This is a genomic window from Actinokineospora auranticolor (genome assembly GCF_002934265.1).
GTDB lineage: Bacteria > Actinomycetota > Actinomycetes > Mycobacteriales > Pseudonocardiaceae > Actinokineospora > Actinokineospora auranticolor.
In genome coordinates this window covers 26,041-51,499 of the sequence record NZ_PTIX01000028.1, presented here as the reverse complement: position 1 = coordinate 51,499, position 25,459 = coordinate 26,041, and the positions used below count along the sequence as shown (strand labels likewise).

20 protein-coding genes and 1 other RNA gene are annotated in these 25,459 nt (G+C 72.8%); 13 read left to right on the top strand and 8 right to left on the bottom strand.

What is annotated here, in order from left to right:
- The first annotated feature begins 31 nt into the window (after window positions 1-31).
- The gene (locus tag CLV40_RS31945; RefSeq protein WP_104482737.1) at window positions 32-706 is read left to right on the top strand and encodes a FadR/GntR family transcriptional regulator; all 675 of its coding nucleotides are present in this window, start codon (window positions 32-34) and stop codon (window positions 704-706) included.
- A gap of 553 nt (window positions 707-1,259) precedes the next feature.
- Here the strand turns inward: CLV40_RS31945 and CLV40_RS38505 are convergent.
- The 4 genes from CLV40_RS38505 to CLV40_RS31925 are packed head-to-tail and all read right to left on the bottom strand — an operon-like array spanning window position 1,260 to window position 9,340.
- Window positions 1,260-2,390, bottom strand: a complete 1,131-nt coding sequence (locus CLV40_RS38505) for a TIGR02679 domain-containing protein (RefSeq protein ID WP_181043865.1) — start codon at window positions 2,388-2,390, stop codon at window positions 1,260-1,262.
- Entirely contained in the window at window positions 2,387-6,538 is a 4,152-nt protein-coding gene (locus CLV40_RS31935; protein WP_245931691.1) for a TIGR02680 family protein, read from the bottom strand. The genes CLV40_RS38505 and CLV40_RS31935 overlap by 4 nt, the downstream gene beginning before the upstream one ends.
- Window positions 6,535-7,776 (bottom strand): TIGR02678 family protein, encoded by a 1,242-nt coding sequence (locus CLV40_RS31930; RefSeq protein WP_104482736.1) that lies wholly within the window; start codon window positions 7,774-7,776, stop codon window positions 6,535-6,537. The genes CLV40_RS31935 and CLV40_RS31930 overlap by 4 nt, the downstream gene beginning before the upstream one ends.
- Entirely contained in the window at window positions 7,766-9,340 is a 1,575-nt protein-coding gene (locus CLV40_RS31925) for a DUF2397 domain-containing protein (protein ID WP_104482735.1), read from the bottom strand. The genes CLV40_RS31930 and CLV40_RS31925 overlap by 11 nt, the downstream gene beginning before the upstream one ends.
- Before the next feature lie 110 nt (window positions 9,341-9,450).
- On the opposite strand from CLV40_RS31925, the gene CLV40_RS31920 reads away from it, so the two are divergent.
- Window positions 9,451-10,380 carry a cobalamin biosynthesis protein gene (locus CLV40_RS31920; RefSeq protein ID WP_104482734.1) on the top strand — a complete coding sequence of 310 codons (930 nt, stop codon included), beginning with the start codon at window positions 9,451-9,453 and terminating at the stop codon, window positions 10,378-10,380.
- Here the strand turns inward: CLV40_RS31920 and CLV40_RS31915 are convergent.
- From CLV40_RS31915 to CLV40_RS31905, 3 genes are read right to left on the bottom strand one after another with little or no spacing between them, the layout of a single operon-like run.
- Window positions 10,355-11,152, bottom strand: coding sequence for an SURF1 family cytochrome oxidase biogenesis protein (locus CLV40_RS31915; protein ID WP_104482733.1), 798 nt, complete (start codon window positions 11,150-11,152; stop codon window positions 10,355-10,357). The two genes, CLV40_RS31920 and CLV40_RS31915, sit on opposite strands and share 26 nt — an antisense overlap.
- A 20-nt stretch (window positions 11,153-11,172) precedes the next feature.
- Complete coding sequence (locus CLV40_RS31910; RefSeq protein WP_104482732.1) at window positions 11,173-12,027, bottom strand: fructosamine kinase family protein; 855 nt, start codon at window positions 12,025-12,027, stop codon at window positions 11,173-11,175.
- A 3-nt stretch (window positions 12,028-12,030) separates the two neighbouring features.
- Window positions 12,031-12,483: a low molecular weight protein-tyrosine-phosphatase gene (locus CLV40_RS31905; protein ID WP_104482731.1), complete on the bottom strand. Its 453-nt coding sequence runs from the start codon at window positions 12,481-12,483 to the stop codon at window positions 12,031-12,033.
- A 56-nt stretch (window positions 12,484-12,539) separates the two neighbouring features.
- Here CLV40_RS31905 and cobC point away from each other — a divergent pair, with 56 nt between their 5' ends.
- Genes cobC through CLV40_RS31885 form a run of 4 tightly spaced genes read left to right on the top strand, consistent with a single transcriptional unit; the run spans window position 12,540 to window position 16,284 of the window.
- A complete protein-coding gene (gene cobC, locus CLV40_RS31900; RefSeq protein WP_104482730.1) occupies window positions 12,540-13,601 on the top strand; it encodes an Rv2231c family histidinol phosphate aminotransferase CobC in 1,062 nt (353 codons plus the stop codon).
- A complete protein-coding gene (locus CLV40_RS31895) occupies window positions 13,598-14,437 on the top strand; it encodes a Nif3-like dinuclear metal center hexameric protein (protein WP_104482729.1) in 840 nt (279 codons plus the stop codon). Before cobC ends, CLV40_RS31895 begins: the two co-directional genes overlap by 4 nt.
- The gene (locus CLV40_RS31890) at window positions 14,434-15,171 is read left to right on the top strand and encodes a zinc ribbon domain-containing protein (protein WP_104482728.1); all 738 of its coding nucleotides are present in this window, start codon (window positions 14,434-14,436) and stop codon (window positions 15,169-15,171) included. The genes CLV40_RS31895 and CLV40_RS31890 overlap by 4 nt, the downstream gene beginning before the upstream one ends.
- A 36-nt stretch (window positions 15,172-15,207) precedes the next feature.
- Entirely contained in the window at window positions 15,208-16,284 is a 1,077-nt protein-coding gene (locus tag CLV40_RS31885) for a bifunctional RNase H/acid phosphatase (protein WP_104482773.1), read from the top strand.
- Between the two features lie 51 nt (window positions 16,285-16,335).
- On the opposite strand, the gene ssuE is transcribed toward CLV40_RS31885, so the two are convergent.
- Window positions 16,336-16,893 (bottom strand): NADPH-dependent FMN reductase, encoded by a 558-nt coding sequence (gene ssuE / locus CLV40_RS31880; protein WP_104482727.1) that lies wholly within the window; start codon window positions 16,891-16,893, stop codon window positions 16,336-16,338.
- Between the two features lie 223 nt (window positions 16,894-17,116).
- Here ssuE and rnpB point away from each other — a divergent pair.
- From rnpB to CLV40_RS31845, 7 genes are all read left to right on the top strand, one after another.
- An RNA gene (gene rnpB / locus CLV40_RS31875) (RNase P RNA component class A) lies at window positions 17,117-17,515 on the top strand.
- A 375-nt stretch (window positions 17,516-17,890) separates the two neighbouring features.
- Window positions 17,891-18,178 (top strand): hypothetical protein, encoded by a 288-nt coding sequence (locus CLV40_RS31870; protein ID WP_104482726.1) that lies wholly within the window; start codon window positions 17,891-17,893, stop codon window positions 18,176-18,178.
- Window positions 18,179-18,197: 19 nt separating this feature from the next.
- Entirely contained in the window at window positions 18,198-18,740 is a 543-nt protein-coding gene (locus CLV40_RS31865) for a hypothetical protein (RefSeq protein WP_181043864.1), read from the top strand.
- Window positions 18,741-18,867: 127 nt separating this feature from the next.
- Window positions 18,868-21,660: an ATP-binding protein gene (locus CLV40_RS31860; RefSeq protein ID WP_245931695.1), complete on the top strand. Its 2,793-nt coding sequence runs from the start codon at window positions 18,868-18,870 to the stop codon at window positions 21,658-21,660.
- Window positions 21,661-21,721: 61 nt separating this feature from the next.
- A complete protein-coding gene (locus tag CLV40_RS31855; RefSeq protein WP_245931690.1) occupies window positions 21,722-23,773 on the top strand; it encodes a magnesium transporter in 2,052 nt (683 codons plus the stop codon).
- A gap of 161 nt (window positions 23,774-23,934) precedes the next feature.
- Complete coding sequence (locus CLV40_RS31850; protein WP_342752323.1) at window positions 23,935-24,453, top strand: hypothetical protein; 519 nt, start codon at window positions 23,935-23,937, stop codon at window positions 24,451-24,453.
- Complete coding sequence (locus CLV40_RS31845) at window positions 24,450-25,457, top strand: C40 family peptidase (RefSeq protein WP_104482723.1); 1,008 nt, start codon at window positions 24,450-24,452, stop codon at window positions 25,455-25,457. Before CLV40_RS31850 ends, CLV40_RS31845 begins: the two co-directional genes overlap by 4 nt.
- Window positions 25,458-25,459: the final 2 nt, after the last annotated feature.

Here is a 25,459-nt window from a genome sequence, read left to right as displayed (position 1 = left end):
GCACTGGTCATATGAGTGACACACTGAGGTGGTGACCTCAGGACTCCCGGGCCAAGTGCTCGACACCCTCGGCCCGGCGATCGTGACCGGCGAGTACCCCGTCGGCACGGTGCTACGCACGGAGGAGTTGGAAACCCGCTTCCGCGTCTCCCGCACGGTCGTGCGCGAGGCGCTGCGCGTGCTGGAGGCGATGCACCTGGTCGTCGGCCGCCGCCGGGTGGGGATCGTGGTGCTGCCGGAGGCGGCGTGGAACCTCTACGACCCGCGCGTCATCCGCTGGCGGCTGGCGGGGGTGGACCGGGAACGGCAATTCCGGTCGCTGACCGAGCTGCGCGCGGCCGTCGAGCCCGCGGCCGCGGCGCTGGCGGCGGTGCGGGTGTCGGCGGAACAGGCGGGACGGCTGACGTCGCTGGCCGTTCGGCTGCGGTCGTCGACGGATGACCTGGACGCGTTCCTGGACTTCGACATCGAGTTCCACCGGCTGCTGCTGGTGGCGTCGGGGAACGAGATGTTCGCGCACCTGGGGGAGGTGGTGGGGGAGGTGTTGACCGGCCGGACCCGGCAGGGGCGGATGCCGATGTCCCCCAAGCCCGAGGCGGTGCGGCTGCATGTGGAGGTGGCGGAGGCGGTGGTGGCGGGGGACGCGGGGCGAGCGGAGGCGGCTATGCGGGGGATTGTGTGCGAGGTGTTGGCCGGGTTCGCGTGAGGGTGGGCCCGCTGTTGCGTGATGGCGCGGGTCGTGGGTGCTCTGCCTGTCGTCGACCTTGAGACGCTGAAATCAAGGGCTGGCTGGGAAGTGCGGCTGGCGCGGCAGTTCCTTGCTGAGGGTCCTGGAGATCACCGGCCGCTTGGTAGAACGACCTACCTGGCAGGGATCCGCCTGCTTGGCGGAGTGGCCGCGCCACGGCCGCTCTGCGACTCGTTGGCGCTTCCCGCTGAGGCGAATTGTGTTTGAGCTGTCCACATGAATCGCGTTTGTCCACAGTGGCCGGGTCGGGGCTTCCGGGGCTCTGATCTGCGGCGATAGGCTCAAGGCGGGGCCTGCCCCCGGGTGGGTGGGGCTTTGTGTTGGGGGGAGGGGAGTGAAAAGGAGGGCGGGTGGCGGCACGGGTGCGCCCGGCTGGCCGATGCCGGGTCGCACGGGCGCGTCCGGTGGCACGACCCCACCTGGCGGCCGGGATGTTCGGCATGGACGCGTCGGGCACCGGCGGCGCGGGCTTTGGGTTGAGGTGGAGGGGAAGCGCGGGGGGAGGGGTGGGTTAGGTCAGGTCGGTGAGGAGGGTGGGGATGGTGAACTCCTCCGGGATGGACCAGCCGGCGCGCATGGCCTCGGGGAGGGTCGGGTCCCAGGGGGTGTTCGGGGGTGCCGCGTCCAGGGGTGGGAGGTCCCAGGTGTTGGTGCGGGCCGTGGTTAGGGCGTCGCGGTAGTCGTTGGCTGTTAGGCGCCAGGGGGTGGCGCCGAGGCTGTGGGCCTGGGTGGCGATGAGGAGGCCGTGGGGGTCGAAGTCGGTGTGGATTCGGGGGGTCCTCAGGGCCGCGAGGATGTGGCGGGCCACCGGGTTCAGGTGACCCGAGACGCAGAGCAGGGGGTGGGTCACGCCTGCGGCGATGGCGGCGTCGAGGGTGGTGGGGCTGGCGCAGATCGAGACGCCCGGAAGTGGGGGGACGCGGTCTCGGATGGTGAGGTGGGTGGGGAGGCCCTGGGACGTGCGAGCCTCGCAGCCGGGGAAGTTCCAGCTGAGGACGGTCGTCGACACGGCGTCGGGGAGGACTCCGCAGCGTTCCCACAGGCGACGTTCGTCGGCCGGTGTTCGGGGGAGTGGGGTGTTGTGGGCCAGGGCCGCGCCGCGCAGGACCAGGGCGGTCAGGCGGTTGCCTCGGGTCAGGGCCGGGTTGAGGTCGGTTCGGACCTGCCAGGTGGCGGGTGGAGTGGTGGCGAGGTTGAGCCGGGCCAGGACGGCGGCGGCCTGGGTGGCCATGGTCGACAGGTGCTCGGCGGGGATCTTGGCGTAGCGGCGGGCTTGGTCGGCCCATTGAGGGGCCCAAGGGACGTCTAGGCCCGCGGAGACCAGGGCCCTTAAGAGGATGTCGTCGGCCTGGTGCGGGGCGACGGGGGCGAGAGTTGCCGCGGCGTCGCCGAAGAGGGTGGATAGGACTGTGTTCAGGGTGGTGCCGAAGGTGTGCAGGCGGGCGTCCAGGTCGGTGACGGCGATGGTGCGGCCGACGCCTGCGGTGACTTCGACGTCGAGCAGGGTGGAGACGGCTGCGGCGGCCGAAGGGGTGGGGGCCTTGTAACCCAGCTTGACCTGACCGCGCGCGACGGCGGTGCGGGCCTGGCGCCAGAGGACCTCGTACTCCGGGCGCCCGAACTCGACCAGGGGATCCGTCACGGGTCGTCCCGTTCCAGGTCCGCGCCGTCCCAGGTGGTGTGGGTGCAGGCGACGCCGTGGCCGGATTTGGGGCGCAGGACGTCGTAGATGTGCATGCGGGGGATGCGGTCCGAGACGCCCCAGCCGCTGGGCCAGGTGATGATCCAGTCCATGTCCAGGTCGACCAGGAGTTCCAGCATGCGGGCGATGGTCGGGTCGTCGAGTCGCTCGAATGCCTCGTCCAGGAGGACCAGGCGGAGCGGGGACATGGACGCGGCCAAGCCCGCGGAGATGGCGCCGTAGAAGGCGGCGGCCGCGGCGAAGAGGGTGACGTACGAGATGAGGCGGGTCTCGCCGGACGACAGCTGGCGCAGCCTGCGGGAGCGGGGCTTGCCGTCGGGGCCCGTGTCGCGGACCCGGACGGTGAAGGCGAACCAGCCGCGGTAGTCCAGGGCGCGGGCCAGGATCTCGGTGTAGCCACCGCTGGCACTGTCGCGTTCGGACTCGATCCGCTCGGTGAACACCTGCTGCAACCGGGTGTCCTGCTCCTCGGTCCGCTGCGCGAACGGGATCCGCAGCAGCCGCAGGGCCTCCAGCGTCGACTCGTCCAGCCAGGCGGCGGGTTGCCACTCCAGCCGCACGTGCACGCCCTGGCTGGACCGGGCGGTGTCCAGCACGTCGTTCATCCGCCTGGTCAGGTCCTCGGCGACGGCGATCTGCGCCGACAGCCGCTCCGCCAGCTCGCGCACCAGGTGCAGCGCGAAGATCCCCTGGTACTGCTCCGTGAGGAACCCGCGCCGCTCGGACAGCCGCTCCGCCACCCGGCGCGCGGCGACCGCCACCGGGGCCGGGCCCTCCTCGGCCGACACGACGACGGTCAGGATTCCCGCGTGCCGCTCCGGCAGCACGTTGTGCGTACCGGCCAGGGCCGCCTGCAACGCCTGGAGCTTGGTGAGGACGTTCTCCTCGCTCGGCAGCCGCTTGCTCTCCGCGACCGCCGCCTCCAGCAGCGCCCACGCGTCGGCGTCGTCGCCCGGGCGGTCCTCGCTGATCGCGGCGGACCACACGCCCGGCGCGGCCAACGCGTCCGCAAACGATTGCGCCGCAGCGGAAGCCGCCGTGCGCCTGCCGTCGATCTCCGCCGACCTCGTGTCGAGCAGGGTCTGCGTCTTCACGACCTGGTTGGACAGCTCGCCCGCCGCGCGCCGGGACTCCGGCAGCGCCTGCCGGGCCTCGCGGCGCTGCCGCTCCAGGTCGGTGAGCTGGTGCGCGACCTGCTCGGCCGCCCCGCCGACCGCCGAGGTCAGCTCGGCCAGCGCCGTGGCCTCGCGGTGGAAGGCCAGGCACTTCTCGTCGGCGACGCGCTCGGCGGTGTCGCGGTCGTCGACGGCGGCGTTGTGGTCGTGCAGCGCCTCGACGAGGTCGCGGATCGTGCCGACGGCCCGCTTCGCCAACGCGTCGCGCAGCGCCTCCGCGGACCCGCGCGCCTGACCCGCCGCGCGCTGGGCGTGCCGCAGCGCCTCGGTGTCCGCCGACAGCCCGGCCGCCGCCGCGTCCTGGGCCAGTTCGGTCTCCATCGCGCGGGTGCGGCCGTCGGCGGTGACGTGCTCGGTGCGCCACCGCTCGGCCTTGCCGGTGAGGTCGTCGGTCTGGCGCACGGCCTGCTCGGCGGTCACGCGGGCGGCGATCAGCTCGCGGTCGTCGGGGAACGCGTCGAGGTGGCGGTCCCAGACCTCCACCGTCGCGGACCGGTCGCGCAGCCGGGTCTCGGCCTCGGCCAGCTCGGTGTGCAAGACCTCCAGCCCGGCCGCCAGCTCCTCGATCGCCCGGTTCCTGGCCGCCGCGCGGGCCCCCGCGCCGACGAACTCCGCGTCCGGCTTGGCCGCCGAACCCCGCATCACACCCGCCCGCCAACGCCCCGTCGGCCACACGGCCAGCCCCGGGTACTCCGCGTCGTAGGACACCGCCGCCAGCAGCGCGGCCACGACACCGGCCGGCACCGGGTCGCCCGGCTCGACCGCGGGCACCAGCGCGGCGGTCAACGGGCTCGGCGCCGGACCGTCCACAGTGGCCAGGACACCGGCGAGCCCCGGCTCGCCGAGACCGCCGTCGGGCAGCACCCACGCGGTCAGCAGGCCGCTGTCCTGCAACGCGGCCTCCAGCCCCGCGCGGGTTTCCGCGTCGAGGTCGGGGGCGAAGTCGACCAGGCGGTAGAACGGGACGCCGTCGCCCCGGTCGGGCAGGCCGGGCGGGGCCGCGTCGACGCCCTTGCGCAGCTCGATCAGCCGGGCCTCGGCGTCCTTGGTGCGCCGCACCAGCTCGTCCACGGCCTGCCGCGCCGACACCACCTGCTGGCGCAGGCCGGTCAGGTGCGGGGCCGCCCACTGCCGGGCCGCGTCCCGGGCCTCGCGGGTCGAGTCCGGGCGGGCCAGGACCGCGTCCACGGCCGGGGGCCGCGGCGGTCGGGCGTGCTCGTGGTCGGCGAACGGACCGTTCGACGCCCACGCCGTAGCGCGCTCGCACCACACCTCGGCGGCCACGCCGAAGCGCTGCCGGGCCTCGTTGCGGTGACCGGCGGCCTCGGTCGCGGCCAGCTGCGCGTCGCGCGCCTTGGCCTGGAGCTTGTCCAGCTCCTGCCGGTCGGCGTCGAGGGACAGCGCCCGGTCGTGCAGGGACATGGCCAGCGCGGCCCGGCGGGCCACCACGCCCGCCAGGTCACCGGCCCGGCCCGCGGCGTCCGACAGCGCGGACGCCAGCTCGTCCGGGGCGACCGGCGGGGGCGTGCGGCGCTGGATGGTCAGCGGTTCCGCCTCCGGGTCCGGCTTGGCGCGGACCCGGTCGGTCACCGCGCCCGCCTCCGGCCTCGGCGCCTCCGGGACCCGCGGGCACAGCGCCGGGTCCAGCCCGGCGGCGGTCACGGCGTCCGAAGTGGACAGGGCGAGTTCGGTCGCGTCCTCGAGGTCGCCACCCAGGCGGCGCAGCACGGTCAGCACCGTCTCCACCGCGCGGTCGGCGTGGTTGCGCTGCACACCGGCGTTGTCCAGCGCGGTGCTCGCCGCCTCGCGGGACTGCTCGACCAGCTTCTCCCGGTCGCGCAGGTCGCGCAGGCCCTGGTAGGCGGGCAGCGACTTGAGCGAGTCGATGCCGGTCTCCAGCTCGGCGTCGCGCTCCTCCAGCGCCCGCACCCGCTCCTCGGCCTCGGCGTGCCGGTCGGCGTCGGCGACCAGCTTGGTCTCCAGCTTGCGGATCTCGGCGTGCGCGTTGTCCAGCGCGCGGCCCGCCGCCTGGGCCTTGCCGCCCGCCGCGTGCAGCGCGCCGAGCGCGTAGCCGGAGTAGCCGGACAGGAACGCGGTCATCGCGGTGTCGGCGGAGCTGAGCCTGCCGATGTTCTCCCGGATCGACTCCAGGTCCTCGAACGAGGTGGCCAGCTGTTCCACCACGCCCGCGTCCAGCGGCGGCAGGGCGTCGGTGAGGATCTGCTCCAACTGTCCATCTTGGACCTTGAGGCCGATGTCCGGGTTGCGCAGGGTGCGCTGCAGGTGCAGCAGGTCGCCGTAGCGGCCACCGGGGACGCCGTAGACCGTCTCGGCGACCTTGGCGCGGAACGCGGCCTCGTCGTAGACCCGGTCCGCGCCGAGCACCTCGCGCAGCGCGGCGGGGCCGAGCGGGACGCGGTCGGCGGAGGCGAGCTGGAAGTGCGTGCCGACCCGGGTGGGGGTGACGAACCGCCACGAGTCGCTGATCTGCTGGGAGGTGGCCGACGCCTTCACGCCGATGCCGCAGGTCAGGTACTCGTCGGCGCCGGTGGCGGTGTGCCGGTGCAGCTCGATCCAGGCGTAGCCGATGCGGTTCGGGCCGCCGTCGTAGTCGTCGAGCATGAGACGGCGGATGGACACCGTGCCCGCGCCCTTGGAGCCCAGGTAGCGCAGGTCGCCGTCGAGGCACAGCGGCAGCAGCAGCTCCAGCGTGCGGGACTTGCCGGAGCCGTTGGTGCCCTGGAAGATCGCGCGCCCGCCGGAGAAGTCGAAGACCTGCTCGCGGTACTGCCAGATGTTGACGATGCCACCGCGGTGCAGCCGCCAGCGCCCGGGGCGCGGGGTGTCGTCGTGCTCGGGGGGCACCGGGGCCGGGTCGGTCTCGGGCGTCTCGGGTGTCGGAGCGGTCGTCACCGCACGGCCTCCTCGTCGAACAGCGACCACCCCGGTTCCGGCGGCGTCTCGGGCACGGCCGCCGGTCTGCCGGGCGAGTCGTCCGGCTGCGGCAGCCAGCGGTGCGCGGCGGGGCTGATCAACCAGCCGTCGCCGTCTGGCACCGCGAGCATGAGGCGGGAAAGCAGGTCGACCACGGCGTCGGCGAGGGTGTCCAGGCCGTCGGTGGCCTGCCGCGACCACGCGGCCGGGTAGTCCTCCACCAGGATCCGGCACACGTACAACAACCGTTCCCTGGTCACCGGGATGCGGCCGTCGGGACGTCGTGGGGGCTCTTCGTCGTTGTCGTCCAAGAGGTCGGACTGGTCCAAGAGCTCCGGCAGCGCCAAGAGGGTGATTCGAGCGACTGTGCCGGTGGAGGGGAAGACGACGTCGGTGAGGTATTCCTCGGGGTCGGTCACCGCGACGCCCTCGGCGCGGATCTCGGTGACCAGGCCGAAGCAGCGCTCCAGCACGACCGACTCGCGCCGCTGGTTGCGCAGCAGCCACTCGGCCTCGGCGGCGGGCAGGTCCGCGTGCAGCGTCACGGGGTTCTCCACCAGCCTGCGCCGCACCGCGTGCTCGACGCCCAACCGGCCGGGCGCGCACGCCAGCTCCACCAGCTCGTCGGCGGACTCCGCCTCGGCCAGCGGACCGGCCAGCAGCTGGCCCAGCAGGTCGGTGTGGATGGTGATGAGCGCTTCCGACGGGGCCTCGGAGACCAGGCCCGCGACCGTGCCGTCGGTCTCGGTGATCACGCCGAGACCGATGAGGTGCCGCAGCGCGGCGGTCAGCGCGCGCCGGTCGCCCACGTCGTCGACCACGGAGATCCCGGCCTCGGACGCGGCACCGCGCACATCGGCGACCAGACGGGACAACAGCACCTGCCGTCCGACACCGGTCAGCGCTGCCATTGTCAGGCAGACGTACGCATAGGCGCGTGGGGACAGGCTGGCCTCACCGCGCGTGGTGTCGTCACCCGGGCCGCTCTTATATAGACGTGCGAACCGGCGCTCTACGACAAGCCGGTAGCCCAACAGCGTCGCGAACATCTCTTGCAGCGATACGCGATACCGGTACACCAACGGCAAGAGGTCGCCGTCTTGCCCACCCGGCCGCAAGAGGGGGTGGCGCAGCAAGACCTTCGCGCACCGCGCGACATTGGCCGCGTCGATGTCGGACAGGTCCGCCAGGACATCGGGGCGCGTTTTAACGGGCATCGCTTACCTTTTTACCGCTCTTGCCCGTCTCGACCCGGGTGATCCCGACGAGGGTGTCGCGCAACGTCAGCGTGCCCGCCTTGCTGCGGATGCGGGTCGTGCGGCCGACCTGCGGGGTCAGCGTCAGCGCGAGCCCGCGCACCTGGTCGGTCGCCGCGCCCGGGTCCGCCGCGCCCTCGCGCTGCGCCATCGCCAGCGTGAGCAGCTCGCACAGCGCGCCGAGGGCCTCACCGGACAGCGTCGCCTCGTCCAGGTTCGCCGCCGCCGCGGCCAGCTCGTCCGCCGCCGCGGCGCGCCGCTCGTCGGCCTCCCGGGCCTGGGCCAGCAGGCCCTGCTCGGTGATCGGGTCGTCCATGATCCGCGAGGTCCGGCCGCGCGCGCCGCGGTCGCCCCGGCCGCGCACGCTGACCGTGACGTCGATGGCCGGGCCGTCCGCCCACGGGGTGTGCTCGTCGTCGCCGTCGTGCTCCGGCGCGGGCAGCAGGTTGCGCGCCGAGTGCAGGCCGAACGCGGCGGCGTAGACCGCGTGCGCGCGCTCCGGCGAGGCCGCGTCGAACCAGCCCGCGAGCCGGACCAGCTCGGCCCGCCTGCTCGGCAGCAGGCCGCCGCCGGTGGTGGCCCGGCGCACCGTGGCCAGCAGCGCGCCGATGGCCCGGGTGGTGGCCTCCCGCAGCGCGGTGACCTGGCTCGGGTTTCCCGGCCGGTCGACGAACCAGTCGGTGAACTCCTGCCAGTCCGCCGACCCCCGGCCGCGGGTCCGCTCCACCGCCGCGCCCAGCTGCTCGGCCGGGCGCAGCAGCCGCAGCAGCTCCGAGCGCGAGCGGGCCAGCGTGGTCAGCGACGAGGCGATGGCGGGGGTGTGCCGCAGCACGTCCTCCACCACGACCTGGATGTACTCGACGAGCAGGTTGCGGAAGCCCGCGATCTCCTCGGGCGCCAAGTGGTGGCGGGTGAGGACCTGGCCGAGGTAGGCGTAGAAGTCGCGGACGGTCGCGGCCAGCTCGGCGTGCTGGAGGAACAGCGTGGTGACCCGCTCGGCCAGCTGCTCGCGGGCCCGGCGCGCGGGCAGCGAGCCCGGGTCGCGCTGGCTGCGCGCGGCGGCCACGGCCAGCGCCTCGCCCAGCTCGGTGAGCCCGCGCTCGATCGCGGGCAGCAGCTCCCGGGACACCTCGCGGGCGCCCTCGGGGACCCGCAGCAGCTCGTCGACGTCGCGCTGCACGCGCACCGCGAGCTTGCTGACCTGGTAGCGCATGGAGCCCTGCTGGAACTCCGCGATGCTGGCGGCGATGGTCTCCCGGCGGCCGTGCACCAGGTTGCCCCACTCGACCAGCTGCCGCAGCCGCGGGATGACCACGTCGATGTGCGACTCGCCGATGTCGACCCGGCCGTCGCGCTCGGCGGCGGCCAGCGCCGAGGACACCTCACCGGCGGACAGGTCGGCCAGCAGGGTCGAGGTGAACAGCCGCATGATCGCCAGGTAGGTGTGGTGGTGCTCACGGGGCTGCAGGTAGGCGTAGAGCTGCAACCGCGCGGCGGCGGGGGCGTCCGCCTGGTCATCCTCCACGGCGGGCCACGATAGCCCGGGTGGCCGACAGCCGCGCACCCCGGCCGCCGCCCCGCGCTACGGTTCCCCCGCCAGGGGGAACTTGATCAGGGCCAGCGCGAGGAGGAGCGGTGTCGGTGGCACGGGCGCTCGGACTGCTGCTGGGCGCCGCCGCGGACGCGCGCTGGGGCGACCCCCGGCGGTGGCACCCGGTGGCCGGGTTCGGTCGGGTCGCGCAGCGGCTGGAGCGGCTGGTCCACCGCGACGCCAAGGCTCCCGGGGTGGTCTACACGGCCGTGCTCGCCGGTGGCGCCGTCGGGCTCGGTGTGCTGGTGGAACGCGCCCGCAACCCGCTGGTCCGGGTGGCCGGGACCGCGGTGGCGACCTGGGTCGTGCTCGGCGGTCGGTCGCTGGCCGCCGAGGGCGCGGTCATCGGCGACCACCTGGCCCGCCTCGACCTCGACGCCGCCCGCGACCGGCTGCCCCACCTGTGCGGCCGCGACCCGAGCAGGCTCGACGTCGACGGGCTGGCCAAGGCCGTCGTCGAGTCCGTGGCCGAGAACACCTCGGACGCCGTCGTCGCGCCGCTGCTGTGGGGCGCGGTCGCGGGGGTGCCCGGGTTGCTCGGCTACCGGGCCGTCAACACCATGGACGCGATGGTCGGGCACCGCTCGCCCCGGTACCGCGACTTCGGCTGGGCCTCCGCCCGCCTCGACGACGTGGCGAACTACGTGCCCGCGCGCGTCGCGGCGGCGCTGACCGTGCTGCTGGCCAGGACCGTCGGCGGCGACCAGCCGGGCGCGTGGATCGCCTGGCAGCGCGACGCCGCCGCGCACCCCAGCCCGAACGCGGGCCGCGTCGAGGCCGCTTTCGCGGGGGCGCTGAAGATCAGCCTGGGGGGCCGCACCGAGTACCCCTACGGCGTGCAGGACCGGCCGGTGCTCGGCGACGGCGGCGCGCCGGACGCGATCGACGTCACCAAGGCCGTGCAGCTGTCCCGGCACATCGGCACCGCGACGGCCGGGCTGGCCGCGCTCATCGCCCTGCGGTGCCGCCGCTGACCCGGTCCCGCTCCTCGTCCTCGGCCAGGATCTCCGCGACGGACCGGCGCCGGGGGCGGGCGGTGTCCAGCGCGCCGCCCGGGCGGATCTCGCGCCAGGTGAAGTAGCCGAGGCCGAGCAGGGCCATCGAGCCGAACGCGATCCACTGCAACGCGTACGACAGGAACGGTCCCGCCTCCAGCTGCGGCAGCGGTAGCACCCCCAGGACACCGGGGGTGCTCTCCTCCAGCTGCACGTAGCCCGGTCGGATGTCGAGGCCCGCCGCGCGGCCGACCACGGCCGGGTCGATCGCGTAGACCTGCCTGCGACCGTCTTCGTCGAACGCGTCGCGGGGGGTTGTCTCGTTCACGCGGATCCGGCCCAGCAGGTCCACGCGGCCGGTCGGGGCGGCGGCGAACTGGGGCACGCGGACCCCCTCGACCGGGCGCAGGTAGCCGCGATCGACCAGTACGACCGAACCGTCTACGAGCCGGAACGGGGTCAGCACCTCGAACGCGGCGTTGCCCTGGACCGTCCGCAGCCGGGCCAGCGCCTCGGCCTCGGGCAGGTACTCGCCGGTCAGCGTGACGCGGCGCCACTCGTCGGCGGGCGCCGACCCGATGGGGGCGGGCGGGGCGTCGAAGGACGCGCGGACCGCGGCGTTCGTCGCCGACCGCTCGGTGTTCCGCTCGAACTGCCATGGCGCGAGCAGCGTGAAGCACGTCACGGCGAACGCCACCGTGACGAAGGCCAGCAGCAGCCAACTCGGACGCAGCAGCAACCTCAACCGCACCCCACCACGGTAGGCCGGCCTCACGCGCGCAGCGCCGCCCGGGCCGTGTCCGCGACCTGCCGGGCGTACGTACCGCCGAACACGACGGTGTGCACGAGCAGCGGGAACAGCTGGTGCAGCGGCACGCGGGCCCGCCAACCGTCGGCCAGCGGGCGGTGCTCGTGGTACGCCGCCAGGACCCGGCTCAGCTCCGGGCAGCCGAAGAGCGACAGCATCGCGAGGTCGGTCTCGCGGTGGCCGCCGTGCGCGGCCGGGTCGATCAGCCAGGCCCGCTCCACCGTCCACAGCACGTTGCCGTGCCACAGGTCGCCGTGCAGCCGGGCGGGCGGCTCCGGCGGGCCCGCCAGGTCGTCGACGCGGGCGCAGACCTGTTCGACGGCGTGCACACCGTCGGCGTCGAGCAGGCAGCGGTCGGCGGCGCCGCGCAGGTAGGGCTCGATCCGGTCGGTGACGTACCAGGCCGCCCAGCTCGTGTCCGCCGGGACGCAGGTCAGCGGGGCCAGCCCGATCCACGCCCGCTCCGGGCCGGTCGACGCGCCGAACGCGGGCGCCCCCGCCGAGTGCAGGTCGGCCAGGCCGCGACCGAAGGCGGCGACGGCGTCGGGGGTCCACGGGGACTGCTCGACCTGCTCCATCACCAGCCAGCGGTCGTCCGCGCCGCGCACCTGCGGCACCGCGACCGCCCCCGGTTCGGCCAGCCAGTCCATGCCCGCCGCAGTGGCGGTGACAGCGGCCGTGCGGGCGTCGTACTTGGCCACGAACAGGTCGCCGTCGTCGGTGTCGACCTCGAAGACGTTGTCGGTCAGGGGGTACGCCGCGACGGCCCGGGCGCCGGTGAGCTCGGTCACGGCGACGACGGCTTCGCGGGGGTCCACGGCTCAGTTCTCCTTGACCCAGTCCAGCAGCTCCGGGCAGGCGGCCTCGACCATCGCCAGCACCTCGTCGAACCCCTCGGGGCCGCCGTAGTACGGGTCCGGGACGTCGAGGTCGGTGGCGGCGGGGTCGAAGGACCGGAACAGCACCACGCGGTCCGGGTCGACGCCCTGGGCGCGCAGCGCGCGGGCGTGCCCGGCGTCCATCGCCACCAGCAGGTCGGCGGACAGGTGGTCGTCGTCGAGCTGGGCGGCGACGTGCTCGTCCGGGTAGCCGTTGCGGGCCAGGACACCCGCCGTGCGCGGGTCGGCGGGCTCGCCGACGTGCCAGCCGCCCGTCCCCGCGCTGGTCACCCGGACCCGGTCGGCCAACCCCGCGCGGCGCAGGTGCTCGGCGAACACCAGCGCGGCCATGGGGGAGCGGCAGATGTTGCCGGTACAGACGAAGCAGATGTGCACGCGGCCAGGGTAGGAGTACCGGGGCGGACCGCCGGACGCACTAGCATCTGGCGGCGATGACCAGCGACAACCCGCCCCTCCCCGCCGACCGCGACCTGCTGCGCCACCACGGCGACCGCGACGCCGGACCCGGCCTGCTCGACTTCGCGGTCAACGTGCGCGGCGGCAGGCCACCGCGCTGGCTGCGCGACCGGCTCGCGGGCGCCCTCGACCGTCTCGGCACCTACCCGTCGCCCGCCGACGACCTGCGCGCCCGCGCGGCCGCCGCCGCCCGACACGGCCGCCACCCGGACGAGGTCCTGGTCCTCAACGGCTCCGCCGAGGGCTTCGCGCTGCTGCCCGCGTTGACGCCGCGCCTGGCCGCGGTCGTGCACCCGTCCTTCACCGAACCCGAGGTCGCGCTGCGCACCGGGGGCGTGCCCGTGCACCGGGTACTCCTCGACGCCGAGGACGGCTACGCCCTGCACCCCGACCGGGTCCCGGAGGCAGCCGACCTCGTGGTGGTCGGAAACCCGACCAACCCCACCTCGACCCTGCACCCGGCCGAGTTGATCCGCGCGCTGCGGCGGCCGGGTCGGGTCGTGCTGGTCGACGAGGCGTTCATGGACGCCGTGCCCGGCGAGCCGGAGAGCCTGGCGGGGGAGTCCGGGGTGCTGGTGTTCCGCAGCCTGACCAAGACCTGGGCGTTGCCCGGCCTGCGCGCGGGCTACGCGCTGGGCGACCCGGACGTGCTCGCCCGACTGGCCCGCAACCGTCCACAGTGGCCGGTGGGGACGCTGTCGCTGGAGGCGGTCGTGGCCTGCTGCGAGGCCCCCGCGCTCGCCGAGGCCGAACTCGCGGCGATCGATGCGCGTGACCACCGCGAGGTGCTGGTCGCGGAGTTGGGCCACCTGGTGCAGGGAGATCCGCGGGCGCCGTTCCTGCTGCTGCGAGTCCCCGGCGGGGAACGGTTGCGGCACGCGCTGCGCGCGCGAGGAATCGCCGTGCGCCGGGGCGATACCTTCCCCGGGCTCGGGCCGGACCACCTGCGGGTCGCCGTCCGCTCCCCGGGCGAGTGCGCGCCGCTGCTGGCCGCGCTGGCCGAACTGGTCCCGGACGAACTGGAGGTCCACCCGTGACGACCGTCGCCGACGCGGTTGCCGCACTGGAGGCCGCGTACCCGCCCGCGCTCGCCGAGAGCTGGGACGCCGTCGGTCTGGTCTGCGGCGACCCCGCCGAGACCATCGAGCGGGCGCTGGTCTGCGTCGACCCGGTCGAGTCCACTGTGGACGAGGCGATCGAGACCGGCGCGGGGTTGCTGGTCGCGCACCACCCGTTGCTGCTGCGCGGCGTGCACGGTGTCGGCGCCGACACGACCAAGGGGCGGCTGGTGCACCGGCTGATCCGCGCCGGAATCGCGTTGTACTGCGCGCACACCAACGCCGACTCCGCCGACCCCGGCGTCTCGGACGCCCTGGCCGCCGCGATCGGCCTGCGGGTGACCGGGCCGCTGAACCCGAACCCGGACGGGCGCACGGGCATCGGCCGCGTCGGGGTGCTGCCCGAGCCGGAGCCGTTCGCGGTCTTCGTCGAGCGCGTGGCCCGCGCCCTGCCCGCCACCGAGGGCGGGGTCCGCGCGGCGGGCGACCCGAACCGGGAGATCCGGACGGTCGCGGTGTCCGGCGGCGCGGGCGACTCGTACCTGTCGGTGGTGACCGCGGCGGGCGTCGACGCGTACGTCACCGCCGACCTGCGCCACCACCCGGCGGGCGAGCACCTCGCCGACCCGTCCGCGCCCGCGCTCGTCGACGTTTCGCACTGGGCCAGCGAGTGGCCGTGGTGCGGCCAGGCGGCGGAGATCCTGCGCTCCGCCCTCGGCGGTACCGTCACAGTCGACGTCTCTTCCCGCCGCACCGATCCCTGGACCGCCCAGGCCCCAGGCGCGCCGACCCGAACCGGGAGGTTCACCGGGTGAAAGCCGATCCCGCCGTCCAGCGCCGACTCCTCGACCTCGCCGAGGTCGACGCCGAACTGGCCCGTGTGCGGCACCGCCGCACCTCCATGCCGGAACTGGCCGAACTGGCCGCGGCGGAGCAGGCGGTCCGCGCCCGCCGGGACGCCGTGGTCGCCATCCGCACCCAGCTCGACGACCTGGACCGCGAAGCCGCCCGCCAGGAGAAGGAGATCGACGCCGTCCGGGCCCGCGAGGACCGCGACCGCAAACTCCTCTCCGGCGGCACCATCGGCGCCAAGCAGCTCACCGACCTGGAGCACGAACTCGCCAGCCTGGAACGGCGGCAGAGCGTGCTGGAGGACGACCTGCTGGAGCTGATGGAGCGCCGCGAGGCCGTGGAACTCGACACCAAGCACGCGGACCTCGAACTCGGCAAGGCCGAGCAGGTCCTGGCCGACGTCACCCACCGCCGCGACGAGAACCTCGCCGACCTCGACACCAACGAGGCCCGGCGCACGGCCGAGCGCGCGAAGGTCCTCCCGGGCATCCCGGAGGACCTGCTCAAGGTCTACACCCGCAGGCACGAGCTGCGGGGGATCGGCGCGGCGCTGCTGCGGGCGCGCCGGTGCGGGGCCTGCCGGTTGGAGCTCGACAGCCGCGAGGTGTCCCGCATCCGGGAGGCGGCGAGCGACGAGGTGCTGGAGTGCCCGGAGTGCGGCGCGGTGCTCGTGCGGACCGCCGAATCGGGGCTGTGAACGCGTAGTGGGAGTTGTCGCAGTGTGTGGTCCGCGGTGAGGGTCATTGTCGAAGCCGACGGCGGGTCGCGGGGCAACCCCGGGCCCGCCGGGTACGGCGCGCTCGTGCTCGACGCCGAGACCGGCGCGGTGCTGGCGGAACGGGCCGAGGCGATCGGGGTGGCCACGAACAACGTGGCCGAGTACAAGGGGCTGATCGCCGGGCTGCGCGCGGCGGCCGAGCTCGGCGCGGACGCCGTCGAGGTCCGGATGGACTCGAAGCTCGTGGTCGAGCAGATGGCCGGGCGCTGGCAGGTCAAGCACCCGTCGATGCGGCCGTTGTCTGGGGAAGCACGTGAAATCGCTTCCGGTTTCGCCCGGATCTCCTACACCTGGATCCCGCGCGCGCAGAACCACCGGGCCGACAAGCTGGCCAACCAGGCCATGGACGGCGAGGCGGTGAACCGCCAGGCGGCCCGCACCTCACCCGCCGCGTGGTCGGGGGCGCTCGGCGCGCCGACGAAGATCCTGCTGCTGCGGCACGGGCAAACCGAGATGTCGGTCGACCGGCGGTACTCGGGGCGCGGCGACGTCCCGCTGACCGACCACGGTCAGGCGCAGGCCGAGGCGGCGGCTCGGCGGATCGCCAAGCTGGACGGGATCGACGCGGACACGCCGATCCTGGCCTCGCCGCTGTCCCGGGCGACGAGCACGGCGGCTGCGGTCGCCGCGGCCACCGGGGGCCGGGTGCGCGTTGACGACGCGTTGATCGAGACGGACTTCGGGTCGTGGGAAGGGCTCACGTTCGCGCAGGCCGTCGAGCGCGACCCCGAGCTGCACGCCAGGTGGCTGGCGGACACGTCGGTCCCCCCGCCGGGCGGGGAGAGCTTCGACCGGGTGCACGAGCGGGTTCGGGCGTTCCGGGACGAACTGGTCGGGGCGTACCCGGAGCGGACCGTCCTGGTGGTCAGCCACGTGACGCCGATCAAGGCGCTGCTGCGGCTGGGCCTCGACGTCGGGCCGTCCCTGCTCTACCGGCTGCACCTGGACCTGGCGTCGCTGTCGATCGTCGAGTTCTACCCCGACGACAACGCCTCCGTCCGCCTGGTCAACGACACCTCGCACCTGGTCTGACGCGCGGCCCCGCATTCGGTCTGACGCGCCTGCCGGGTCCGGTCCGGCGCGTCAGCCGGTGAGCGGGACGACCGCGGGGCGCCTGCGGCGGACGGTTTCGGAGAAGTTCAGCACCACTTCACCCAGCGCCGCCGCGGCCAGGGGGCGCACGTGCGCGCCCTCCCGCTCGTCGGCGATCATCTGGTCCAGCACGAAGTGCCCGGCCAGCACCTTCGTCGCCCCCATGGCGAACAGCAGCGGCCGCAGCACGCCGTCGATCGCCACCAGGTGCCCCTGCGTCCCACCGGTCGCCAACGGCAGCACCGCCTTGCCCGCCAACGCCCCGGCGGGCAGCAGGTCCAGCAGCGACTTCACCAGACCGCTGTACGCGGCCCGGTAGACCGGGCTGGCGACGACGATCCCGTCGGCTGCGGCCACCGACGCCATCGCCGCCGAGATGGCCGGGTCGGTGGTGTCCTCCGCCAGCAGCGCCACGGTCGGCAGGTCTCTGACCCGCAGCACGGACACTTGGTGTCCCAACGTGCGCAGGTGGTCCGCCGTGTGGGTGACGAGGATCCCGGCCCGCGCGGTCGGCGCCGGGCTGCCGGAAATGATCAGGATCGAGCCCATGGTCCCCTCCAGGTGTGGTGAGCGTTCGCGGTGGCTGACTGGTGCGGTCAGCTCGAACAGGTCCCGCCCGCGAAGAGGAGGAAGTCCACGTATCTGCGCCGGGTGAGGACACGGTCACCGGACATGCGCCGAGTAGATCAGGGACGTGCGGGTGGGCTCAACGGCGTCCACGCCATGGGACGTGCGGACCGCGAAGTGGACCCCCGTATCCTGATCTCGCGGGCGAGTCGACCGGGCGGCCGCGGCGGTGTGACCCACCGACGAGGAAAGTCCGGACTCCGCAGGGCAGGGTGGTTGTTAACGGCAACCCGAGGTGACTCGCGGGACAGTGCCACAGAGAACAGACCGCCGGTGGATCGGGCCATCCGAGTCCACCTGGTAAGGGTGAAACGGTGGTGTAAGAGACCACCAGCGCCCCGGGTGACCGGGGCGGCTAGGTAAACCCCACCCGGAGCAAGGCCAAGAGGGAGCCGCGAGGCTCCTGCGCAGACGTCCGAGGGCGGCCCGCCCGAGTCTGCGGGTAGGCCGCACGAACCTGCCGGCGACGGCAGGTCTAGATGGATGGTCGCCACCCAGGGCTCGCCCTGGGAACAGGATCCGGCTTATGGCGTCGGCTCGCCCGCCCTACCGACGCTTGCCCGATGCCGGGCAGACCTACACCGATTGGAGTAATTTCGCACGCGTCGCGCCCGGGTATACCCTGTGAGTTGCGTCACTGAGGGTGAACGATGATCGCGCGCTCGGGTGAAACACCCGGCGGACTAGGAAAATCGGGTGGTCGTGGGTTCTGACCGGCTCTCTCCGGATGATGATGGTGTGGTCAGATGGCAGCCGCACCCGACGGAGGAAGGCGCTTGGTCCTACGGAACGCGACCTCCTAACTACTGTTGGTAATGACAATCCTGTGCCCTTCGTGCTGTACTCGACGGGCACAGCACAGACCTGCCGCGCGTGGAGCTCGACGCCCCGACGGCTCCCGCGCACTTGGGAGATCGAGATGACTACCCCGACCCTTGCCGCCCTCGTCGACCTCGCCCAGCAGCAACCAACCCAGACCGAGGTCAACACCGGCGGCCTGCGCACCTGGATCCTGGAAAACATCATCCCGCTCCTGCTCCTGGTGGTGGCGCTGCTGCTGCTCTGGCTCGGCGGCGGCAAGGGGGACAACGCGGGTGTCATGCGCAGGCTCGGCGGCGTCATCGTGGCGCTGGCCATCATCGGCCTCGCGGTGACCAACGCGGGCGAGGGCATCGGCCGGTGGATCGCCGGCCTGTTCACCGGCTGAACAGGCCCGGTGAACTGACGTGCGGATACGCACCGACGACGAGGTCTACCGGGTCGACGCCGTCTGGCTCGGTCCACCCAAGGCCACTTTCCCGTGGCGCGCCCGGTATGTGGCCTGGGGCGTGGGCACCGTCGTCTTCCTCATCGCACTGACGGTGCTGCGCAACGTCGGGGTGGGACTGTTCTGGTCCTTCGCCTGGGGCCTGGTGGCCACGGTCGCGCTCACCATGGTGATCTGCTCGCGGATCAGCCACGAGCGCCCGCTCGGCGCCGTGCTGACCATGTGGCTGCGCGAGCTGAACACCCCGCGCGAGCAGACCACCGGCACCGGCGGCGCGGTCAGCGCGGCGGGCGTGCGGGTGCGCGCGGAATTACCGCGCCGCAAGCCCCGCGGCTCCGACCGCGGCCGGGCCAAGAACGCGCGCCGCGCCGAGGAAGCCCGCCGCAAGGCCCGTGAGGCCCGCGCGGCGGGCGCGACCCGGCAGCCGCGACCCGGCAAGCGGACGGCCAAGAAGACCCAGAAGCAGAGGAACAGGGAGGTCAGCGGTGTTCGGACGCCGTAAGCGCGAGCAGGACGCGCTCGCGCCACATCCGGCGGGACATCCGCACGACCGAGGTCAACAGCCGGGCCGCACCCGGCACAGCGCGCGGTACCAGCAGGCCCCGGCCCCCCGCAAGCGCGGCAAGCGGCTGCCCGGCGAGCAGGGCATCCCCAGCTACACCCCGGAGATCGCGGCCCGCACCATCGACGGGCACCTGCTGCGCACCGGCACCGACGTCTACGCCTGGTACCGGCTGGCGCCGCAGCGCTGGTCGTTCCGCTCGGACTCCCAGCGCCAGGACCTGATCGCGGCGATCGCGGGCCAGTACGCCGAACTCGCGGGCCGCTGGATGCACCTGCGGGTCACCACCCGCCCGTACCCGATCCGCATGTGGGCCGAGGCGCACGTGCACAACGCGGTCAACCGGCTGCCGGACGTGCCGGGCGCGCTGAGCTTCGACGACTACCTCATCGGTGAGCAGCAGCAACTCCTCGGCCGGTCCATGGCCGAGAAAGAGGTCTACCTGGGAGTCCAGGTGCAGACCCGCAACGTGGTCGACCGCGCCGTCGAACGCGCGGCCCCGTTGCTGCGCAAGGTGTTCCCGGACGCGGTCGACGCCGAACTGCTGGCGATCGAGAGCGAGGTCGAGCACCTCGACCAGGTGATCGGGTCGGCCGGACTGGAGGGTCGGCCCGCGACGGCCGAGGAGATGTCCTGGCTGATGCACCGGTCCTGCTCGCTGGGCCTGCCCGCGCCGCGCAACATGCCCGCGGTGCCCGGTGCCGCCTGGGAACCCGAGGACCTGGCCAGCTTCACCGACGCCGCGGACTTCCACCAGGACCCGTACTCGCCGACCGTCACCGTGCGTGGACGAACCGGGTCCAACGCGGGCGTCACCCGGCACGTGACGGTGCTGACCGTGGGCATGATGCACGGCTTGCAGATCCCGGAGATCGACGACCCGTGGGTGCAGCGCGCGGACCGGCTGCCCGCGTCGGTGGAGTGGTCGGCCCGGATCTACGTGCGCAAGCCCGAAGAGGTCCAGGGCGAACTCCAGCGGCAGATGAACAAGGTGCGGTCGCAGGTCAAGCACTACACCGACGAGCACGAGCTGGAGCCGCCGCAGTCGCTGGCCCGGCAGGCGTCGCGGGTGCTGGAGATCGACGACGAGATGACCTCCGGCTTCACCGCGCTGGCCACCCGCGTCCGCTCGTGGTGGCGGCTCGCGGTGTCCGGTCCGTCCGAGCGGGACGCGCTGCGGTTGGCTCAACAGCTGCTCGACCTCTACAAGCCGAAGGTCGCGATCGAGCACCCCGAGGCGCAGTACGCGATGGCGCGGGAGTTCATCCCGGGGGAGCCGCTGGCGTCCTCGGCGTACCTGCGCCGCGGGTCGGTGGTGTGGGCGGCGTCCGCCGTTCCCACCGCGACGGCGGAAGTGGGTGACCGGCGGGGGATCCTGCTCGGCGAGACCTGCACCGCGACCCGTCGCCCGGTCGCCTGGGATCCGTGGATGGCGCAGGAGATCCGGGACGGCTCCGGGTTGACCGCGATGGTCGCGGGGCTCGGTGGTGGTAAGTCGTTCCTCGGCGGCGGCATCGTCTACAAGACACTGCGCGCGGGTGCGCACTGGACGATCCTCGACCCGTCGGGTCCGCTGGCCCGGTTGTGCGAACTGCCCGAGCTGCGGCCGTACGCGCGGCCGATCAACCTCCTGAACGCGCAGGCCGGGATTCTCAACCCGTACCGCGTGGTGGCCGAACCGAAGATCGACCACTTCCTCGACGACGAGGACCCGGAACGGGCCTGGCGCCGCGAGAAGGCCTTGGCGGCCGCGACCCGCCGTCGGCTCGTGCTCGACGTCCTGTCCGGTCTGCTGCCCTACGAGGTCGCGCGGCTGCCGCAGAGCCGGATCGTGCTGCTGCGCGCGGTCCGCACGGTCGGCGGCCGGGTCGACGCCGACCCGAGCCTGGTCTTCGACGCGCTGCGGCGCGACGCCAGCGAACACCGCGAGCACGCCGTCGTCGTCGCCGACTTTCTCGACGAGATGAAGGAGCGCATGTCGCTGCTCATCCCGGAACGCGGCGCCGACCCGTACGACGAGCAGCGCGACGACCGCATGACCGTGCTGACCATGGCGGGCCTGACCCTCCCCAAGGACGGTGTGGCCCGCGAACACTGGACCGACGCCGAGGCCTTGGGCGTCGAGATGCTCAACCTGGCCGCCTGGCTCACCCAGCGGTCCATCTACGACCGCCCCAAGGACATGCGCAAGGGCGTCTGGATCGACGAGGCGTTCTTCCTCTCCGAAGTCCCCACGGGTCGCGTCCTGATGAACCGGTTCGCCCGCGACTCCCGCAAGTGGAACGTCCGAGTCCTCCTGTCGTCCCAGATCCCGGCCGACTTCCTCAAGATCCAGGGCTTCGTAGCCCTCCTCGACTCCGTCTTCATCGGACGCCTCGACGACGACCAAGCCCAAGCCGACGCCCTGCGCCTGCTCAAGGTCCCCGTCGGCGCCGGGTACGAACAGGTCGTCGCCAGCCTCGGCCGCCGCCCGGGCGTCCACCGGGGCATGGTGGAGCGCGACACGGCCCCGCGCCAGTTCATCTTCGGCGACGGAGCAGGCGGAGTCGAGCGAATCCGCATCGACCTCTCCGGCGCCCACCTCGACCACCTGCGGGCCGTCATGGACACCACCCCGGACGCCCAACGCGAATCGGCCCGCCAACTGCTCGCGGAGTCGCAGGAGCGGCACGTACCCACGCCGCCGGAGCCGGAGTACCCGACGTCGGAGTCGATGCCGACGGACGAGGAATTCGAGCGGGCCGCCGAATTCGAGTTGGGGCTCACCGAAGAGGACTTCATAGTCGAACCCGTCCCCGGCGGCCCCCCGCCGGAAAACCCGGACCGCCCCAAGAAACCCGGCCGCGAGGACGCGGCATGACCGCCACCCCGGTGCGCGTCGCGCGGTTAATCGCCACGACCTCGAACACCGAGGACGTCCGATGACGACACTCGCGGTGGCGGCCGCCGCCATGCTGCTCACCGCGGTGTGGCGGCGCAGGAGACAACGCGGCCAAACGCTCTCCCGCCGCGCACTGTCCATGCTCGCCGTCGTGGGAGTATTGGGCTTCCAGGTCTTCCTGGCAGGCCCAGCCATGGCCCAGACCAACGACTCCTGCGTCCCCAACCCGGAACGCCCCGGCACCGGCATGGTCGGCGCATTGGACCCCCCACTGGGCAACGGTGAACCGAACGGGCCGTATTGGAAGTACGGCTACGCCGGGATGGTTTGGCATGTCTATGACGATTCTTGTGGCGGAATCGTTCCGAATGGTGTCGCGGACCCCGGGTCGACGATCGACAACTGGTCGGGCAACGAACTTTTCAACGTCGCCAAGAATATTGTCGGAGCTACCAACTCGCTGCACTACACGCTGGCGGCCGGTGGCGTGTTGGGCGGGCTCAACGACCAGATCGGCAAGGCGGCCGATGCTGTTTTCAACAACATCTACACCCAGCTCTTCAGTCTGTTCATGCTGGTCCTGGCCGTGTTGCTCTTCCGGCAGATCTGGCGTGGCGATCTTGCGACCGTAAGCAAACGCGCGATGTTGGCGTTCGCAGGAATGTGGCTCGCCGCCTCGTCCGCGGTCCTGATCGCCAACTACGACCGTATTGATGACACAATCGTTCGAATCACCACGGGTATTCAGGCGGGCTTTGTCGATCCACAAGAGGATCGAGACGCGGAGGAAATCCTGCCGACCAGCCTGCATACCAAGATCGTCTACGAGAACTGGTTGCGCGGCGAGTTCGGCAGCCCTGACAGTCCGCAGGCCACCGATTTCGGTCCGCGATTGTTGGAGGCCCAGGCGTGGTCACGAGAAGACCTGCTGAAGCACCGGGACGCGGATAATGCGGCGGAGCAGGCCAAGAAGAGCGAATACAAAGCGATCGCCACCCAGCTCGGTCCCGCCACCGGCTACTTCAAGGGCACGGATGGCAGCCGGACGGGTTCGGGCATGCTCGCGCTGTTCCAGGCGATCGTCTACTCGGTCTTCCAACTGTTCGCCAAGCTCGCGGTGCTGCTGGCGCAATTGCTGCTGCGCATCCTGGCGCTCGCTGCCCCTGTGATCGGGTTGGTGGCGCTCGTGCACCACGACATCCTGCGCAAGGTCGGGCGTGCCGTCGGTGCCGTCGTGCTCAACGTGCTCGTGCTCGCGATCCTGGCCGGGATCCACTTCAAGTTCCTTGAGCTGATCTTCTCGCCGGACGCGAAGCTGTCGCTGCTGACGCAGATGCTGTTGGCGGCGATCGTGACGCTGGTGTTCTTCGTGGTCGGGCGGCCCGCCCGGCGGATGTGGCAGATGCTGGAGCTGTCGGTTGGCGCCGCCGGAGCGACGATGCCGGGGGTCGGCGGGGGGATCTTCTCCCGATTCCGGCGGAACAAGCAGCAGGGGCCGACGCCGCAGGACGACTTCTGGGCGAATGTCCGGGAGAACGAGGAGACCGAGGGTTCGCTCGTGCCGACCGGTGGGCGGCGCCCGCGCCCGGAGGCCAGCAACCCGGTCACGGTGCACGCGGAGCGGTTGGACGTGCGGCGACCGCCCAGGCCCGGGCAGGCCATCGGGGGGAGTCGGCCCGGCATCGAGGCAGGCAAGTCCGGTGGGCAGGGGGAACTGGTGCTCGACGGGCTCCCCGGACAGCCCGGTTCGGCGCGGTTGGCCATCGGCGGTAGCCGGAGCAGTCGGGTCGTCGACACCGTGCCGGTCGCCGATCGAGGGTGGGACCGCGGTGAGGACGCCGTGGTGATCCCGTCGATGGTGCCGAGTCGGCGGGGTGAGTTCGAGACGCCGGTGGAGGTCCAGGGGACCCCGACTCCTCGGGTCGCCGAGGTGGAGATGGTGGCCGGGCGACCGGTGCACGTGGTTTACCGGCCGTCGCGGGGACTCGAGGTGGCGGACAACGCGCCCCGGCGAGTGGAGAACGCGCCGCGTCAGGCCCGGCGGATGCCGTTGCACGACGGGCCGCGCGATACCGACTCGGTGGTGAGGTGACGTGATCCGTTCCGGTGGCACGGCAGGTCGGCTCGCTCGGGATTCTCCGGGCAGAGGCGTTGAGGGGGTGAGGTCCGGTGCCGATTCGGACTAATCGGGGGCGGGCGGCCGTCTACCGGAAGTTGTGGGGTTGGCCCCTGCGCTCGCCCCGGCATCTTGGGGTGGCTGTTTTCTTAGCTGCCCTGGTCCTCACCGCCGCCGGCATCGTCGTGCCCAAGCTGATCGGGGCCAAGGCCGCGCCCCAGGTGCCTGCCGGGGCGGCGGCGCCGCCGGGGGTTACCTCGCTCGTGCCCACGCCCAGCGTTCTCACGACCACGTCCCCCCTGCCCACCCGGCTCACCTCCACGCCCTCCCCGACCAGTTCGCGGGGGGTCGCGCCCGCGCCCGCGCTTGAGGTCGTGCGGCAGTGGGCCGAGCAGTGGGTCAACCACGACGGGTCGGCGCAGGAGTGGTTGGCGCGGTTGCGGCCGTACATGACCGAGGAGTACGCGGCGGTCATGGCTTCGGTTGACCCGGCCAACGTGTTGGCCACGAAGGTGACCGGGCCCGTGCGGGCGGAGGCGTCGTTCGCCAAGTCGGTCGAGGCCGAGGTGCCGACCGACCAGGGCACGGTGCACGTCACCGCCATCGAGACCAACATGGGCTGGAAGGTCGCCGCCTACGAACAGGGCCGCCCATGAAGACGGCGGTGATCATCGGTGCGGTGGTGGTCGCGGTTGCCACCACCGTGATCAGCACGGGTGCCGTGTCGCAGGTCGTGCAGAACGAGCAGGCGCAGGGGGCGCAGGCCGTCGCGCTGGCCTCCTGCAACGCCTCGCTCGGCCCGTCCAGCACGGGGCCCGCGGGTTCCGGCGCCGGTGACGCCTCGAACCTCACCGACGAGCAGCGCGGCACCGTCGCGATGATCATTTCGATCGGGAAGCAGCGGAACCTGTCCCCCCGCGCGTGGCAGGTCGCCATCCAGGCCGGGATGACGGAGTCGGGTCTGCGCAGCCTCGACTACGGCGACCGCGACTCGCTCGGCATCTTCCAGATGCGGCCCTCCATGGGCTGGGGCAGCAGGGAAGAGGTCACCAACCCGACCTACGCCATCAACAAGTTCTACGACGTCCTGCTCGCCGTCCCCGACTGGGAGACCCAGCGCCCCGGCGAGTCGGCGCAGGACGTGGAGCGCTCGGCGTTCCCCGACCGCTACCACCGCTGGGAATCGATGGCCGCGCACCTGATCGGGGCGCTCGGCCAGGTCGAGAACTTCACCGGCTGCGGCACCGGTTTCGGCGCACTGCTGCCCGCCCCCACCCAGGCCGCGGGCGGCGCCATGCAGTTCGCGCTCTCCCAGCAAGGCAAGCCGTACGTGTGGGGCGCCAGCACCGACCAGCAGGGCTCGTACGACTGCTCCAGCCTGATGGTCCAGTCCTACCGCGCGGGCGGGATCAGCCTGCCGCGCACCTCGCGCGAGCAGTACCGGGCGGGCGCGCTGCTGCCCGTCGAGCAGGCCCAGCCCGGCGACCTGCTGTTCTGGGCCTACGACGAGTCCGACCCCACCACGATTCACCACGTGGCGATGTACCTGGGGGATGGCAAGATCGTGGAGGCCCAGCAGACCGGTGTCCCGGTGCACATCCGCCCGGTCCGCTGGACCGAGGGCGAGCTGATGAACCAGGCCGTGCGGCCAGGGGTGTGAGA

Bases quoted from the DNA above. Each gene is read 5' to 3' on its own strand.
- CLV40_RS31930 (WP_104482736.1), bottom strand. From the start codon at position 7,776: ATGCCCGTTAAAACGCGCCCCGATGTCCTGGCGGACCTGTCCGACATC.
- cobC (WP_104482730.1), top strand. From the start codon at position 12,540: ATGACCAGCGACAACCCGCCCCTCCCCGCCGACCGCGACCTGCTGCGC.
- ssuE (WP_104482727.1), bottom strand. From the start codon at position 16,893: ATGGGCTCGATCCTGATCATTTCCGGCAGCCCGGCGCCGACCGCGCGG.
- CLV40_RS31870 (WP_104482726.1), top strand. From the start codon at position 17,891: ATGACTACCCCGACCCTTGCCGCCCTCGTCGACCTCGCCCAGCAGCAA.
- CLV40_RS31855 (WP_245931690.1), top strand. From the start codon at position 21,722: ATGACGACACTCGCGGTGGCGGCCGCCGCCATGCTGCTCACCGCGGTG.
- CLV40_RS31845 (WP_104482723.1), top strand. From the start codon at position 24,450: ATGAAGACGGCGGTGATCATCGGTGCGGTGGTGGTCGCGGTTGCCACC.